Source organism: Vibrio comitans (assembly GCA_024346835.1).
Classification (GTDB): domain Bacteria; phylum Pseudomonadota; class Gammaproteobacteria; order Enterobacterales; family Vibrionaceae; genus Vibrio; species Vibrio comitans.
Genome location: AP024867.1, coordinates 747,906 through 762,658 on the forward strand (window position 1 = coordinate 747,906; position 14,753 = coordinate 762,658).

The window sequence follows — 14,753 nt, forward strand, 5'->3', positions numbered from 1 at the left end:
TTGTTGACTGGAAATCGAAACAAATAGGAGCAGATAATGGCAAATACCAAAGAGATTCGCACCAAGATAGGCAGTGTTGGTAACACTCAAAAAATCACCAGTGCAATGGAGATGGTTGCGGCAAGTAAGATGCGTAAAGTTCAAGACCATATGGAGCAAACTCGCCCATATGCCGAGAATATGCGTCACGTTATCTCTCACGTCGCATCGGGTTCGTTGGAGTACCAACATCCCTACCTTCAACAGCGTGAGCCAAAACGCGTTGCTTATATCATCATTTCATCTGACCGCGGCTTATGTGGCGGCTTGAACAATAACTTGTTCAAGAAGGTGCTTGAAGAGATGCAACAGTGGCGAGCAAAAGGTGTAGAGGTTGATACCACTTTAGTCGGTTCAAAGGCTATCGGCTTCTTCCAACGCGGCGGTAACGTCGTAGCGCAAACTGCAGGTCTGGGTGACTCTCCAAAATTGGAAGACATCTTAGGCACAGTAAACGCGATGTTGGAACACTATGACGAAGGTAAGATCGACAGTTTGTATTTGGTTTACAACAAGTTCGTTAACACCATGGTGCAAGAGCCAACGACAGCACAATTGCTGCCACACCCGTCAGATGTAGAAGCAGACGCCAATGCAAGAGAAGCACGTCGCTGGGACTACATCTACGAGCAAGCACCAAAAGACATTCTCTCTGAATTGTTACACCGCTACATCGAATCGCAGGTGTACCAAGGCATTGTAGAGAGCATTGCGTGTGAGCAAGCAGCCCGAATGGTAGCCATGAAAGCGGCCACCGACAACGCCGGCCAACTGATTGACAACTTGCAGTTGGTTTACAACAAAGCGCGTCAGGCTGCCATAACCCAAGAACTGAGCGAGATCGTTTCAGGTGCCCAAGCGGTATAGGGTTCGGAAAAGAATTTGAGGATTTAGACATGAGTGTTGGAAAAATAGTAAAAGTGATCGGTGCGGTGGTGGATGTCGAATTCAGCCACAATAACGGTCCTCGCGTTTATGACGCATTAACAGTATTAGGCGACGATGTAGGCTCGCTAGTGTTAGAAGTTCAACAACAAATGGGTGGCGGTATCGTTCGCTGTATCGCGATGGGTACCTCTGACGGCCTTCGTCGTGGCCTTGAAGTTGAGAACACAGGCTCTCCAATCACAGTACCTGTAGGTGAAGAGACACTAGGCCGTATCATGAACGTGCTAGGTCAACCTATCGATGAATGTGGTGAGATTGGCCAGAAAGAAAACTACGAGATTCACCGTGAAGCGCCTTCTTATGAAGATCAAGCGAACAGCACTGAGCTACTGGAAACCGGTGTTAAGGTTATCGACCTTATCTGTCCTTTTGCTAAGGGCGGTAAAATCGGTCTGTTTGGTGGTGCGGGTGTAGGTAAAACCGTAAACATGATGGAGCTTATCAACAACATCGCGAAAGCTCACTCAGGTCTTTCTGTATTTACCGGTGTTGGTGAACGTACTCGTGAGGGTAACGACTTCTACTACGAGATGAAAGAAGCGGGCGTTCTCGACAAAGTGGCCATGGTTTATGGTCAGATGAACGAGCCACCGGGCAACCGTCTACGTGTAGCGCTGACAGGTCTTACTATGGCTGAGCGTTTCCGTGATGAAGGTCGTGACGTACTGCTATTCATCGATAACATCTACCGTTACACCCTTGCGGGTACTGAGGTATCAGCACTGCTAGGCCGTATGCCTTCAGCGGTAGGTTACCAGCCAACACTGGCTGAAGAGATGGGTGTGCTTCAAGAGCGTATCACGTCAACTAAGCAAGGTTCTATCACTTCTATCCAGGCGGTATACGTACCTGCGGATGACTTGACTGACCCATCGCCAGCAACAACCTTTGCTCACTTGGATGCAACAGTTGTATTGTCTCGTAACATCGCAGCGCTTGGTCTTTACCCAGCAATCGATCCACTAGACTCAACTTCACGTCAGCTAGATCCTTTAGTTGTTGGTGAAGAGCACTACAACATTGCACAGAAAGTTCAAACAACGCTTCAACGTTATAAAGAGCTGAAAGATATCATCGCAATCCTAGGTATGGATGAGCTGTCTCAAGAAGATAAGCAAACAGTATCTCGTGCTCGTAAGATTGAACGTTTCTTAACTCAGCCTTACCACGTAGCCGAAGTATTTACTGGTCAGAAAGGTGTATTCGTTCCTCTAAGCGAAACATTGTCAGGCTTTAAAGGCTTGCTAGACGGTCAATACGACGATATCCCAGAGCAAGCGTTCTTGTACTGTGGTTCTATCGACGAAGTGCTTGAAAAAGCGAAATCTATCTAAGAGGCAGGGTGCATTATGGCTATCGGAGTTACAGAGAATACATTTCAACTTAACATCGTAAGTGCGGAAGGTACGCTGTTTTCAGGGCCTGCACATGCCCTTGCGGTTTCAGGTGCCGATGGTGAACTGGGTATTCGCCCAGGTCACTCGCCACTGCTAAGTAAAATTAAGCCAGGGGTAACGGTATTTGTTACTGGCGAGAAGCAACAAGAGCAAGTGTTGTATGTTTCTGGCGGTTTAGTGGAAGTACAACCCGATGTAGTAACGGTTTTGGCAGATACTGCCTTGCATGGGAAAGACATTGACCGTGCTCGCGCAGAAGAAGCAAAACGTGCTGCGCTAGAAAACATCAATAAAGGCAATGCGGATATTAACTTTGCTCAAGCTCAGCTTGAATTAGCAAAAGCCATTGCCCAGTTGCGCGCTGTGGAGCTAACAGGCTCTCACGTTCGCCACTAAGAGTCTTCGGGCTCATCTACCAACTTGGGTTAATGCTTGAGTTGGTATCAGTCAATAGGCTGACTTGTTGTCTCTTACCAGCAGGTTGGCCTCCCTAAGTAAGCCGTTGAACGTAAGACTTACACATGGGAGCAACGATTTCTTTAGCAGAGAAACTCAGAACAGTAGTAGTTCTGATCCCCAGAAGGCCTCAGGTGACTCACCCTCTCTCTGAGGTCCTTTCCTTTCTTGCAGTATTCAAATCTACATACCGCTATTTGCATCATTATCTATGCTAAAATCGCCCTCATCAGCTATATGAATGACATCTCATTTGTTTACTTGAAGGTAGCAACAGGCGCCGAATTTTTAATATAGGTATGAAATATGAGCAAATTAAGTTCAGCTGAACGTAAAGCACGCGATAACGAGCGTTTCTCTCAACGCGTCAATGAACGCCGTGAAAAGGGTGAAGACGTTGTTGCGTATGCTCTGACCAATAAGAAAGCAGTCAAGTTTTTGACTAAGTCAGAAAAGAAAGCAATGAACGAGAGAAAGGCGGCGCTTCAAGAAGAGGCTAAGCTTAAAGAGCAAGAAGAACTGCGAAGAATTGAAGAATCATTTACGGTCGGTGATAACCAAGAGTAGAGCACTCTTTTACTGACATTCGACTTCATAGTCGGCATGCAGATACAAACAGGGGCCTCGTATGAGGCCCCTGTTTTTTTTATAACTGACGCTTGGAAAGCGATAACTTAATTAATAAGCCCAAGCCTAGTTTTCGTCAGTATGCGTCACACTGAATGTACCGTACACGTCTCGTCTTCTATGTTTCAGATTGGTCACTGAACCTTCGGTGTTAAGTTGTTTGAGCTTAGTTAGATCAACGTCTGCAAAGATGATCATCTCTGTGTTGGCATTGGCCTCAGCGAGTGTAGCATCGTGCGGGAAATAGATGTCAGAGGGAGAGAATACCGCTGACTGTGCATACTGAATATCGACATTGTCGACGCGTGGCAGGTTACCTACGCTGCCACCAATGGCCACGTAGCATTCGTTTTCAATGGCTCGAGCTTGCGAGCAAATTCGCACGCGCTGATAGCCATTTTTTGTATCCGTCCAAAATGGAACAAAGATGATTTGCACGTCTTGGTCGGCCATCATTCGGCCGAGTTCGGGAAATTCACTGTCGTAGCAAATGAGAATGCCCACGCGACCTGCATCAGTGTCAAAGACTTTTACTTGAGAGCCGCCATCAATGACCCAGTCTTTTTCTTCATGGGGTGTAATATGAATTTTGTATTGCTCATTGATATTGCCGTCACGCTGCAACAGATAGGCCACATTATATAATTTGCCGTCTTCTTCTACGGGAACGCTACCGGCAATAATGTTGATGTTATAGGTCACTGCCAGTTGTGAGATTCGAAGTTTGATCTCTTCGCTAAAGCTGGCGAGAAAACGAATCGCCTCTACAGAGTTTTGATCGTGTTGTAACCCCATTAACGGCGCATTGAAAAACTCTGGGAACAAGGCGAAATCGGCCTTGTAGTTGGACAGCGAAGATATAAAGAACTCTGCCTGATCCATAAAGTCATCAAGGTCTCGAATCGCTCGCATTTGCCACTGCACCACCCCGATACGAACTAAGGTCTTTTCGATATCATGAACCGATTGAATATCGGCCTCATAGAAGAAGTTATCCCACTCCAGCAAGGTAGCGTAACCTAAAGAAGCATCATCCTCAGGCAAGTAGTTACGCATCAGTCGTTTTACATCGAAGTCATTGGCAAGTTGGAATGAAAGAATGGGGTCGTGGAGTTCTCGGCGCTTCACCTTGTTGATGTATTCTGTCACGGACAGTTCATCTGCATACTGATTGTAAGAGGGGATTCGGCCACCGGTGAGAATGGCTTTAAAATTTTTGGTTCGGCATAGCTCTTTACGCGCATCATACAGTCGTCGCCCTAAACGCAAGCCGCGATAATCCGGGTGAACAAAGACATCTAACCCGTACATGGCATCGCCCGTTGCCTTGTTTTGGATGACGTCTTTTTCGTTAATGATATCTGTGTACACATGAGGCAGAGAAAATCGGTTGTAATCGACCTTTATGGTGAGGGCTGCCCCAATGATTTTGCCATTGTCTTCGATGCAGATTTGTCCGTCTGGAAACTGGTGGATCAAATCCATGATGGTGAAGCGCGGCCATGCGCCCCCAACATCGTGAAACACCAAGTCCATCAATGCGGCTAATTCAGGGTAGTCTTTAGCCTCGATGGTTCTTAAAGAGAGTTTAGTGGTGCTGTTCTCCATAACGCATTGCTCCTTTGCCTCTGGATTCTCAGTTTATATCAATTTTAACAACTATTTAGCATGACTGAATTAAAATCTGGGTCAACTGTGATTTACCGTGACCGCTCCTAGTTCAGTCTCAATACCGTACATAGCTTGCTTTTTCGCCGTGTCTCATCCGCCATATGCAATTGTTGGATTTTCAAAATCCTCCATAAACTGGCCTCAACTTAATACGCAAACCAATTTATTACGCAGAGGTTACTATGAATATCACCACTAAGGATACATTCCAAAACGGCACCATGTTTACAACTGAGCAAGAGATGCTGTACGTGTTGCAACTTAATGGCAGCTGGTACGAAATGGGGCTGCAATATGGCAACCTTACCAAAGACCACATGCAAGCCATGTATGACGTTATTGTTCAGCCAGAATTTGATAAAGGGCTGATTAGCCAAGCAGAGGCATTTGAGCTATTTGGAGCTCGAGTATTTGCTGCGCTTTCTCTTCGTCGCAAGAAATACTTCCAAGGTGTCGCTGACGGTCTAGGTTGGCCTGTAGAAAAGGTGATTGTGTTGGACCAAAGCGGGCCAATGGCTATTTACCTTGGCAAGCTACACTCTTTCTCGGGTTGTTCTTCTCTAGCATCATGGGGCGAAAGCACGATCGAAGGTCACTCTGTTATTGGTCGTAATATGGACTGGAGCGAAATCTTCTTGGATTTCCCAATCTATGCGACGGTATATAACCCTACTGATGGCTCAAATGCTTTAGTGAATGTGAGTTGGCCGGGGTGGCAATGGATGGTGACAGGCTTTAACGATAAAGGCGTGTACACTGACCTGCATGATGGTACTTCAATGGGAGGCAACATCGTTTCTGTAGAAAAACCATCATTCCTAAATTCGGTTGTCGATTACATGGCAGAATCAGATTCAATTGACGCACTGAGCGCTCGTTTCCAAGCCTCTCGTACTGATATTGCAGCAATTTGGATGCTAGCAGACAAAAGTGGAAAAGCGTGCGCTTTTGAAAATACCATTCAAGAAAATAGACAGCGTGTAAGTGATAAAGGCTCAAGCTCGTTTGCAACGGTTAATACCTTTTTGAATCCAGATTGGGGTTTGGGTATCCGTGAAACGCAAAGCTATTCCTTGAAGCGATTGGAAAACCTTAATGCTCGCCATGATGAGTTATCAGGTCATATTGATGCTAGCGCAATGCGCAATATTTTTGATTTACCACTGTACAATGCAGACGGCAGTTTCAAAGAAAATGGCGGCGTGACCAAACCAACAAACCAGGACGTCGATCTTACCAATTATCAAGTTGTAGCAGACCTCAACGAGCTACAAATGTGGGTGAAGCTGCCCGCCTTAGGTGATGATTCAAATTGGGCGCATATCGATGTAAACGCGTTGTTTACCAATAAATAAGCTTTACTCCTGTAATAGACGAGAAGAGCTTTGCCGTGATGTAAAGCTCGACTCTGAAAGGTCTAGTTATGTTTGCAACAACTTCAGAGCTCATTAGTATCATATCGATATTGGGTACGGTCGCTTTTGCTTTTTCCGCCGTGTTGGCGGCTAGTGAAAAGCACAGCGATATTCTAACTGTTGTGGTCCTTGGTATAGTTACCGCAGTGGGAGGGGGGACAACCCGAGATGTGTTATTGGGCGTTCCGGTATTTTGGTCAGAAGAGCTGTCTTATATTTGGATAGCGATCGCCAGCAGTATTTTTGGGTTCGTTTGCGTATCATTTTTGAAAAAGCATTGGGTTAACACGATCAATCTGTATGTGGATGCTGTCGCCATTGCGATGTTTTCAATTCAAGGTACACAAAAGGCATGGAGCTTGGGATTTGGCTTACCGATTGGGCCGATTATACTAGGTGTAATTACAGCTGTAGGCGGAGGTGTGATAAGGGATGTATTAATCCAACGACCAACACTACTGCTCTCAAAAGAACTGTATGCAATCCCGGTGACGATTGGCTGTATATTATATTCGGCCACGCTAGTTTATGTGCCACAACTTTCTGATATTAGCGCAGTAATAGCCATTGCGTTGGTTTTGTATATTCGTTATCTAGCGATAAGAAAGAAAGTACAGGTGCCAAAATGGGCATCACTTTAATCTATTAAATAACAAGGGATCTCAGTTGAGATCCCTTGTGACTTCTAGTTGAATAGAAGAAGCTTAACCGTGGTCTAATTCTAGATGATAGAAGCTCACTTTAGTGTAGTCACCTGCTTCCATACCGTTGTTAGTACAACCTACAGAGCCAGTGCTACATTGATTGTATGCGCCTGCTTTGTAGAAGAATAGTGATTGCGCATAGCCAGCATCGTATTTGTTACCAAGATAGTTGCCCTCTGCGATATTGATTGCGAACGTCTTCTTCACGGGATTATCGCTATCGGCGTCTTTGATGAATTCAAGGTGCATAATGTCGCCCTCAACATTCACCTCATAAGAGATCTTTTCACCTAGTTTCACACCATCTTGCGGGTCTTCGTGGCCGAAGCGCTGCTTTGCTTTACCGAACACGTCATGAGAAATGTCTAAGCGCTTATGGTAATCATCGCCCAATGCATTGTTCTCGTAGTTCCAGTAAACAGAGCCATACTCATGATCCGGAAGTTTGCGGTAGAAGATTTTTAGTGGTTCGTTGTGGCGAGCATGGATTTGCCCGATAACTACTGAGAAAGAATCGTTGTGTCTGTGATCGCCACTGACACTCACATGATCAACTGAAACCTCAGCGCTCAACTTACCGCCAACAGAGGCGTAGGCTTCAGTATTTTTGTTCGATGCCACTGCAAAGTTATTTGCAGGGTCGTAAGTACCTACTTCAGGGTTATCAGCCAGCATAGCGTGCAACTCTGAACGCGCATTGCTGGAATTTGGTGTTGTCATTGCTTTATTCGGTGCGACAAAAACCAAGGCGCCAGTGCGTGAGTCAGTGTAGAACCATTCTGGATGAACATAGCCTTCATTTAACTCGGCTACAGAGACTTCCATTACTTGGCCTTTGCGCTCAGGCTTGGTGTCTTCAATCGGTACATTGAGTTTCCATTGACTCAAATCGAAGTTCTCTGAAGGCGCTTTGTTTGGGTCTAACTGTGCAAATGCGTGGGAGGATACAGTGGCTGCCAAAATTGCAGTTAACAGAGTTTTTGTTTTTAGTTTCATAGCTATTCTTTTTTATAGTATTAGGGATGTCAGTTCTTGTTTTAGTGCGCTTGGTTTCTGCGAAATCCGTTGCACTAAAAATAAGATAAACAGGCAGAATGCAGTTTGGAAATAGTATTAATGTATAACAATCATTTGTTTAGCGAATGAGCCTAATCTAAAGGGGTGAGACAAGTGGGCATTGGGCAGAAGGGAAGTTCCTATAAAGAAACAAACAGATTGAATGGGCTAATACTAGATAGGTGAATTTTCGTTTTAGTCTTGCCAAAAAGGCGATGCTCATAGATTTATTAATCTAAACAACAGTTTGCGAAATATGGTGTGATTTCATTCACATTTAGACACGAAAAGAAATGTAAAGAGGTTGGATCTCTCGGTCTTATCCCCATATCGTAATCAGAACCTTTTTTGTATTTACTCAGTCTTTTTACGATACCGTTTTTGAGTCGAAACAAAATAGGAGAGCCAATGAGCTTATTCTTGCGTGCCGCAGTACTATCTCTGTTAGTGCTGACCCGTGTTCCTGCGTTTGCCGCAGTTCCAGTAGCACCAAACAACGACAACTCTAGATCGAACAACAATCAAGGCCAAGTGTGCTCAGCTAAATTCAAACATAGCTTGAGTGGGCTTTACGGCATCCCAAATCACGACGTTTCTCCACTTCAACCTTATTCCGATTTTGACGTTCTGTTCAGTAAGGCACATCAAGCTCAATCAGAGCTAGAAACCTTGTGTAAAAGCACAGCATTATTGACCTCATCAGAAGCCTACTTCGCAGGTGTTAAATCACAACAACGTGCACAGGAGAAAGTGCAGTACGAGCTGGGTGGCAAAGCTGAACGAATCACAGATCTGGCTCGCGCAACCATAGTGGCGAATGATATCTCTAGCTTAATGAATGCCTATGAAGTACTTGAGCGTGAAGCGACGATTGTAAAAGTGAAGAACCGCTTTAAAAAGCCTACCGAGTCAGGTTATCGCGACTTAAATGTCTTGGTGCAACTGCCAAAAACCAACATGATTGCCGAAGTTCAGCTTCACCTTAAAGACATTGCTGATGTGAAAAACGGTTATGAACACAGTATCTATGAACAAGTGCAGAAAATAGAGCGCTTGGCTGCAATGGAACAGCGTGATTTTTCCGATATCGAACGTTCTCAGATCAAGCGCTATCGTTTTCAGTCAAAGGAGTTGTACCAAAACGCATGGCTGCCGTATGTTACTACCAATATTGAAGCAGCTTAGAGATCTCACTTAGCAACATGCAGTGGTGGTGTTTTAGTCGTATTGAACTATCGCCATCACTTTAAAACCAGTACCGCTACAAGCTACCACTTAGTGTGCCTATGTAGCATAGTCGTAGAAGATACCTCTGATAAAATGCTTTGGAGACGAGCGTTTGTGTAGGGCTATAACAATTTATTTGTACCTATCTAAGCCTGAACCCACAGTTTCTTCCATAGAACAACATAGCTCTAGTGAATATCATATATAAATACAAAGAATTAGTTTCTTAGGATTTCATGCCGTACACTATATCTGATCAATTTTCTGAATTGTTTTTGTCTATAGCCTAATTTTCGTAGGCTTCTTCCCTCTATTTTCTACAAGCATGTGAGTCTTCACAGGAGCCTATTAATGCGTAAATTATCGACGAGCTTTCTTATTCTCTTTGCTGGTTTAAATACCACAAGTGCGCTCGCAGATACCTCTAGCTCGTCTGAAGACGGTACTATTAATCGTTCAGAGTCTAAAAAGGATATTTACGACAACGAAAATAAGCATGTTGATGACCCAACTCGCGTGGTTACAAAGCTAGGTGTTGCAGGAGACTACAACTTTGAATCTGATAAGTTTGGTTACTCGATATCCGGCTCTATCGGCCTTAGTGAAGCACAGAAAATTAATCTCAGATATCACCCTGATAGTGAGGAGTGGACTCTAGGTGGTTCATGGCTGTTCGACTTCGGTATTGTCAATTTCAACTTCGGCAAGAGCGAGTATGAGGACGGTTCTAACTTCAACAACTACAGTATCGGAACCTTTGTTCCCCTCTCTGTGTTTGGTATAGAGCCTGCTGGCTGGCAAATATTCCCAATGGCGGGCTTTAATTACACCGATGGTGAAAGACCACTTAACGAGGGAGAGCCAAATTTCGACCCATCGAACCCATACGTACTGCACCCAAGTGATAGCACGGGTGGTTACCTTGGCTACTTCTCTTTAAAACCTCTTTCAGAAGAATTTACGGTTATTACCTTTGCCGGGGCTTCCGTGGGCTCGGATGACTATTTCGGCTATTGGCTTGGAGCAGGTGTTGGATACAAGTTTACCAAGAAAGACTCCATCAACTTGTTAGGTATTGCTACCGACAACGATTACGGCGCTGAGCAGAAAATCATCCTTGCATACAGCCACACTTTCTCTGATTAACTTTATTGAAGATATGGAAAATCAAGCTTTGGATCTGGTTAATGATGGGGCCTTTTAAGTTAGTCCTGTCAAATTCTTCGGTTTGTCCACGACTAGGATTGCGAAACAGATAGGCTCAGTGAAGCACCTTTATCATTTCTTGACCGAAGTGGCTCAGTATCTCAAGTAGAGCGAGCCACTTTTCATCAACTCATCGATTACTTTTGATAGGCTAGCAATTAGCTTATTCAATGTTAGTGCCCTTTTAACTCTTGGCTATTCTAGAAAGCTCTTCTACCCGAGCAGACGCAATTTCCGATAGATTTCTAGCCTCGCACATCGAGTCGAGACGGGCACTTTCTATGATTTCAAACAATAAGCTTTTTACTTCAAACTCGAGGTCATGAGCTTGCTTGTGACTTGCTTTCTTTGCATCTAATTCATCGTAAGTTAGAACGCCAGAAACTAGCATCTCAAATCGCTCTGGATACACCTTAAACAAATATTCAAGATCTTGAGTCGTACATCCCCACCGTGTAGCGATGTGGCTTAATGATGGCGCTCCTAGTTCTATGGCGCGTTCTGCTGATGTATTTGGCACAGTATTTCTTCCTCAATATGATTAATAACGACTTAGGAAAAGTTAGAACCTTGTGTATTAGGTCTCGTACTACCATTTTCCTATTCAGGGATTACAAAAAGCTCATCTTCTAATGTTGCTCTTAGAGCTTCCAAACCGCCTTGTATATTGATGAGGTTGTAAGCTTTGCTTCGGTTTATCCAAGATATGGCAACCAAAGAACGATACCCACCCGCACAATGCACATAGTATTCAAGATCTGCCTTTGGATTTTTGCCGTTTAAGATATCTGACAGAGGCATATTTTCAGAACTTTTCAATTTGATTTTCTGTGTCTCAGACCTTTCACGTACGTCTAAGATTCGACACTGTTGTAGCTGTTTCTGTAAATCAGTAGACGTAATGTTGGGCGTGCGCTGCGTGAACAAGCTTGGGTCATTAACCACAGTAAATCTTTCATAGTTCATCTCTTTCAACTTATGGCAGATTTCACTGAGTTGGCTCAATTCAGTAACTAGACGGAATCGGGTACTTGGGTCAGGAACAACCTGTTTGAACCAGTATTCAAAGTTGCCTTCTGAGTAGCCGACAAAAACACTGCCGGGAATATGAGCTTGAATGAAATGCTCAGTATTTCGTGTATCAATGGTGAGCATGATTAAAAGAACTCCTTTTAAACGATGACATTAAGATTGAGACAAAGATGATGATCAAAGCGTACTTCTGTCCGTTAGAAACAGGGTCATGAAAGAACCATATAGCTAATAAGAAATGAAGCGTTGGCTCAATATATTGAAGCAGACTCATCTTGTTGAGTGACGTTTTCAGTAAAGAAATTGTCACTAGCAACACTGGAATCAGCTGCAGTGGTGCCGTACCGACTAGCGATAATAAATCAGCATTAAACCCTAGGTTTTGGGAATGCATAGCGATATAAATTAACGCAACAGGCATATACAAAACATGCTCCAGTAACAAATTACTGAAAGTCCCTATATTCATCATTTTCTTTAGTGCTATATAGACAGCAAAAGATGAAGCTATAAATAGACTTAGAATAGGGAAATGACCGTCAGAGAAGGCGTAGATAGCTACAGCTGAAACCATAAGCACCAACGAGAACACTTGGTTTAGTTTGACCTTTTCCTTAAAACACACATATCCAATCGCGAATACAAAAATAGGGGTAATGTAAAAGGCCAATGACGCTGCCATCAGATTATCGCTGATACTAGCGTAAACAAAGCCGCACCAAGATATATTCATGAAAAAACCGGATAAAGCGGTCAATCCAACATTTTTTCGAGTCAGCTCTTTTTTAGTCGGCATCCAGTTTGTCTTAACACATCCAATAATAATTAAGATAAGTGCTGACCAAAAGATACGATGAGCGAGAATCAATAGTGGTTCGTGAGGGCCTAACTCATGGAAGTAGATGGGGACTAATCCCCATACTACAAATGCGAGTGCTCCTAAGAATGCATACATAGTGTATTTCCCAAGGGTTACTCTGGCAGAGTACCTAAGATTTTTAGGGAGTGACACGCTGCCGCGATACGCATAGTGACATCGATATCCTGATCAGAAACGCCTGCTGCTTGTAACTGAGTGACGTGTGAACGAAGACAAACGTAACCGCCGTTAATTAGAGATACTGCAACGCACGCGTGATGATAAGCAGCATCATCTTGGACATCGAGTTGAGGGAAGCCACGGAAGTTAAGTGCCTCCAAGGAACCTCCTGCGCCGACAGATACAAATTGACGTGCAACAAAGTAAGGGTTTGTGACACCCATGCGCGCAACAGCGAACTCTACATCTCGTTTTTCTAGTTCAGAAAGAGCATCGATTTCATTTGCAACAAGATCGCGAACGTAAGTGCTGCCTGTTGTAAAAGCGGCCGCCCATGCTGCATAAGAAACAGCGCGGTTATTTGTTTTTAATAGATTTTTTAGTAGAGCAACTTGATCTGCTCTTGATTCATTAACGTTGGACATAATATTACCTCGTAAAGATTTAAAATTAATTAGCAGCCTGGAGTACAGTTACTGCAGTCTTCTTTTGGACAGTTACACGATCTGAGGGTCTCGTTTAGATCTCTTAAAGCTGTTCTCAGCCCCTCTTCAATCACTGGGTGATAAAAAGGCATATCGAGCATTTCAGGAACCGTCATGTTTTGTTGGTGTGCCCAAGCGAGCAAGTGAGCAATATGTTCAGAAGCAGGGCCAAAAAACTCTGCGCCAAGAAATTTGTTCGACCCAAATTCACCGTAAACACGCATCAAACCTTTATTTTGCTGCATGACTCGCGAGCGCCCTTGACTCACGTACGACATTTCACCAACGGCAAAGTTACCGTGATATTGATTTGTTAGTTGATGGTGTGTTTGACCAACTGTACCTATTTGAGGATCAGAGAATACGACGCCTATCGCTGAGCGACGCAGTCCTGATTCGATGTCAGGGAAACTACCTGCGTTTGTTCCTGCGATAAAGCCCTGGTCTGCGGCTTCATGCAGTAAAGGCAGTTGGTTACTTGCATCACCTGCAATAAAAATATTTGGTACCGATGTTTGCATCGTGCTTGGGTTAGCTATTGGCACGCCACGTTCATCAAGAGCGATATCGGTATTTTGAATATCTAGAGTGTCGATATTTGGTCGACGACCTGTTGCAGCTAATAGGTAATCACAGGTGAAAGTTTCAACTTCACCATTTAGGTTTATATGAGTGACTTCAACGGCAGAACCGTCTTCACTTAATTCAATTGATTTAACGTCAGCATTAACATCAAGATAAAATTCGCTTTTGAAGACTTCGATTGCGCATTCAGTTACTTTTGGGTCTGAAAGAGGACCTACTTTGCCCCCCATTCCAAATACTCGAACGTCAACCCCCAAACGATGTAGCGCTTGACCTAACTCCAAGCCGATAACGCCTGGGCCAAATACTGCGACTGATTTTGGTAGTTCATCCCACTCAAATACATCATCATTCACGATAACTTTAGAGCCAAGCTTATTCCAAGCTGGTGGGTAAGATGGGCGAGAGCCAGTTGCGATCACAATGCGTTCAGCATTGACAGTGATATCGTCATCAATCTTAATTGTGTGTTGATCTACAAACCTAGCATGACCGACAAGACGATCCTGCTCTGGAATCGCGTTAACACCCTCAATAACGAAACCGACAAAGCGGTCTCGTTCACTTTTCAAGTGGCCCATGATTTGGCGACCATCAATTTGATGCTCACCGTTGTAGGAAATACCAAACTTTTCTGACGTTTCCACTTGATGCGCTCGTTCAGCAGCGGCAATAAGAAGCTTTGAAGGCATGCAACCTACGCGTGCACATGTAGTGCCATATTGGCCACCTTCTATCATCACTACATTAGGTGTTTTCAGTTTTGCTGCACGATAGGCACTTAAACCTGCGGTTCCAGAACCAATAATCGCGACATCAACGGTTAGCGTTTTTTTCATAATAATTCCGATAAGTTGAAGGGAGCC

Annotated in this window: 15 protein-coding genes; 8 read left to right on the forward strand and 7 right to left on the reverse strand. The window is 44.1% G+C overall.

The features are described 5' to 3' along the window. Window positions 1-36: 36 nt before the first annotated feature. The 4 genes from atpG to OCU46_RS17190 all read left to right on the forward strand — a co-directional run bounded on the left by atpG (window position 37) and on the right by OCU46_RS17190 (window position 3,407). A complete protein-coding gene (atpG, locus tag OCU46_RS17175; RefSeq protein WP_141271620.1) occupies window positions 37-906 on the forward strand; it encodes a F0F1 ATP synthase subunit gamma in 870 nt (289 codons plus the stop codon). A gap of 29 nt (window positions 907-935) precedes the next feature. Beyond that, window positions 936-2,321 (forward strand): F0F1 ATP synthase subunit beta, encoded by a 1,386-nt coding sequence (gene atpD, locus OCU46_RS17180; protein ID WP_141271619.1) that lies wholly within the window; start codon window positions 936-938, stop codon window positions 2,319-2,321. 15 nt (window positions 2,322-2,336) lie between these two features. Beyond that, on the forward strand, window positions 2,337-2,780 hold the full coding sequence (locus OCU46_RS17185) for a F0F1 ATP synthase subunit epsilon (RefSeq protein WP_141271618.1): 444 nt from the start codon (window positions 2,337-2,339) through the stop codon (window positions 2,778-2,780). 366 nt (window positions 2,781-3,146) lie between these two features. Further along, the gene (locus OCU46_RS17190) at window positions 3,147-3,407 is read left to right on the forward strand and encodes a DNA polymerase III subunit epsilon (RefSeq protein WP_141271617.1); all 261 of its coding nucleotides are present in this window, start codon (window positions 3,147-3,149) and stop codon (window positions 3,405-3,407) included. A 126-nt stretch (window positions 3,408-3,533) separates the two neighbouring features. Here OCU46_RS17190 and OCU46_RS17195 read toward each other — a convergent pair whose 3' ends face one another. Then, window positions 3,534-5,075, reverse strand: coding sequence for a bifunctional GNAT family N-acetyltransferase/carbon-nitrogen hydrolase family protein (locus OCU46_RS17195; protein WP_141271616.1), 1,542 nt, complete (start codon window positions 5,073-5,075; stop codon window positions 3,534-3,536). A 245-nt stretch (window positions 5,076-5,320) separates the two neighbouring features. Between OCU46_RS17195 and OCU46_RS17200 the strand changes: the two genes are divergently transcribed. Beyond that, complete coding sequence (locus tag OCU46_RS17200) at window positions 5,321-6,493, forward strand: C45 family autoproteolytic acyltransferase/hydrolase (RefSeq protein ID WP_141271615.1); 1,173 nt, start codon at window positions 5,321-5,323, stop codon at window positions 6,491-6,493. 68 nt (window positions 6,494-6,561) lie between these two features. Then, window positions 6,562-7,194 (forward strand): trimeric intracellular cation channel family protein, encoded by a 633-nt coding sequence (locus tag OCU46_RS17205; RefSeq protein WP_141271614.1) that lies wholly within the window; start codon window positions 6,562-6,564, stop codon window positions 7,192-7,194. Window positions 7,195-7,257: 63 nt separating this feature from the next. Here OCU46_RS17205 and OCU46_RS17210 read toward each other — a convergent pair whose 3' ends face one another. Next, on the reverse strand, window positions 7,258-8,253 hold the full coding sequence (locus OCU46_RS17210; RefSeq protein WP_167495394.1) for a polysaccharide lyase family 7 protein: 996 nt from the start codon (window positions 8,251-8,253) through the stop codon (window positions 7,258-7,260). A gap of 468 nt (window positions 8,254-8,721) precedes the next feature. On the opposite strand from OCU46_RS17210, the gene OCU46_RS17215 reads away from it, so the two are divergent. Together OCU46_RS17215 and OCU46_RS17220 are read left to right on the forward strand one after the other, a co-directional pair. Continuing rightward, on the forward strand, window positions 8,722-9,498 hold the full coding sequence (locus OCU46_RS17215) for a RelA/SpoT domain-containing protein (protein WP_141271613.1): 777 nt from the start codon (window positions 8,722-8,724) through the stop codon (window positions 9,496-9,498). 393 nt (window positions 9,499-9,891) lie between these two features. Beyond that, complete coding sequence (locus tag OCU46_RS17220; protein ID WP_141271612.1) at window positions 9,892-10,686, forward strand: hypothetical protein; 795 nt, start codon at window positions 9,892-9,894, stop codon at window positions 10,684-10,686. 244 nt (window positions 10,687-10,930) lie between these two features. Here the strand turns inward: OCU46_RS17220 and OCU46_RS17225 are convergent, their stop codons facing one another. The 5 genes from OCU46_RS17225 to OCU46_RS17245 all read right to left on the reverse strand — a co-directional run bounded on the left by OCU46_RS17225 (window position 10,931) and on the right by OCU46_RS17245 (window position 14,726). After that, a complete protein-coding gene (locus OCU46_RS17225; RefSeq protein ID WP_141271611.1) occupies window positions 10,931-11,266 on the reverse strand; it encodes a hypothetical protein in 336 nt (111 codons plus the stop codon). An 80-nt stretch (window positions 11,267-11,346) separates the two neighbouring features. Next, window positions 11,347-11,901, reverse strand: coding sequence for a rhodanese-like domain-containing protein (locus tag OCU46_RS17230; protein WP_141271610.1), 555 nt, complete (start codon window positions 11,899-11,901; stop codon window positions 11,347-11,349). Continuing rightward, window positions 11,888-12,733 (reverse strand): EamA family transporter, encoded by an 846-nt coding sequence (locus OCU46_RS17235; RefSeq protein WP_141271609.1) that lies wholly within the window; start codon window positions 12,731-12,733, stop codon window positions 11,888-11,890. The genes OCU46_RS17230 and OCU46_RS17235 overlap by 14 nt, the downstream gene beginning before the upstream one ends. Before the next feature lie 17 nt (window positions 12,734-12,750). Continuing rightward, window positions 12,751-13,242: a carboxymuconolactone decarboxylase family protein gene (locus OCU46_RS17240; RefSeq protein ID WP_141271608.1), complete on the reverse strand. Its 492-nt coding sequence runs from the start codon at window positions 13,240-13,242 to the stop codon at window positions 12,751-12,753. Between the two features lie 29 nt (window positions 13,243-13,271). Next, window positions 13,272-14,726 carry a dihydrolipoyl dehydrogenase gene (locus OCU46_RS17245; RefSeq protein ID WP_141271607.1) on the reverse strand — a complete coding sequence of 485 codons (1,455 nt, stop codon included), beginning with the start codon at window positions 14,724-14,726 and terminating at the stop codon, window positions 13,272-13,274. Window positions 14,727-14,753: the final 27 nt, after the last annotated feature.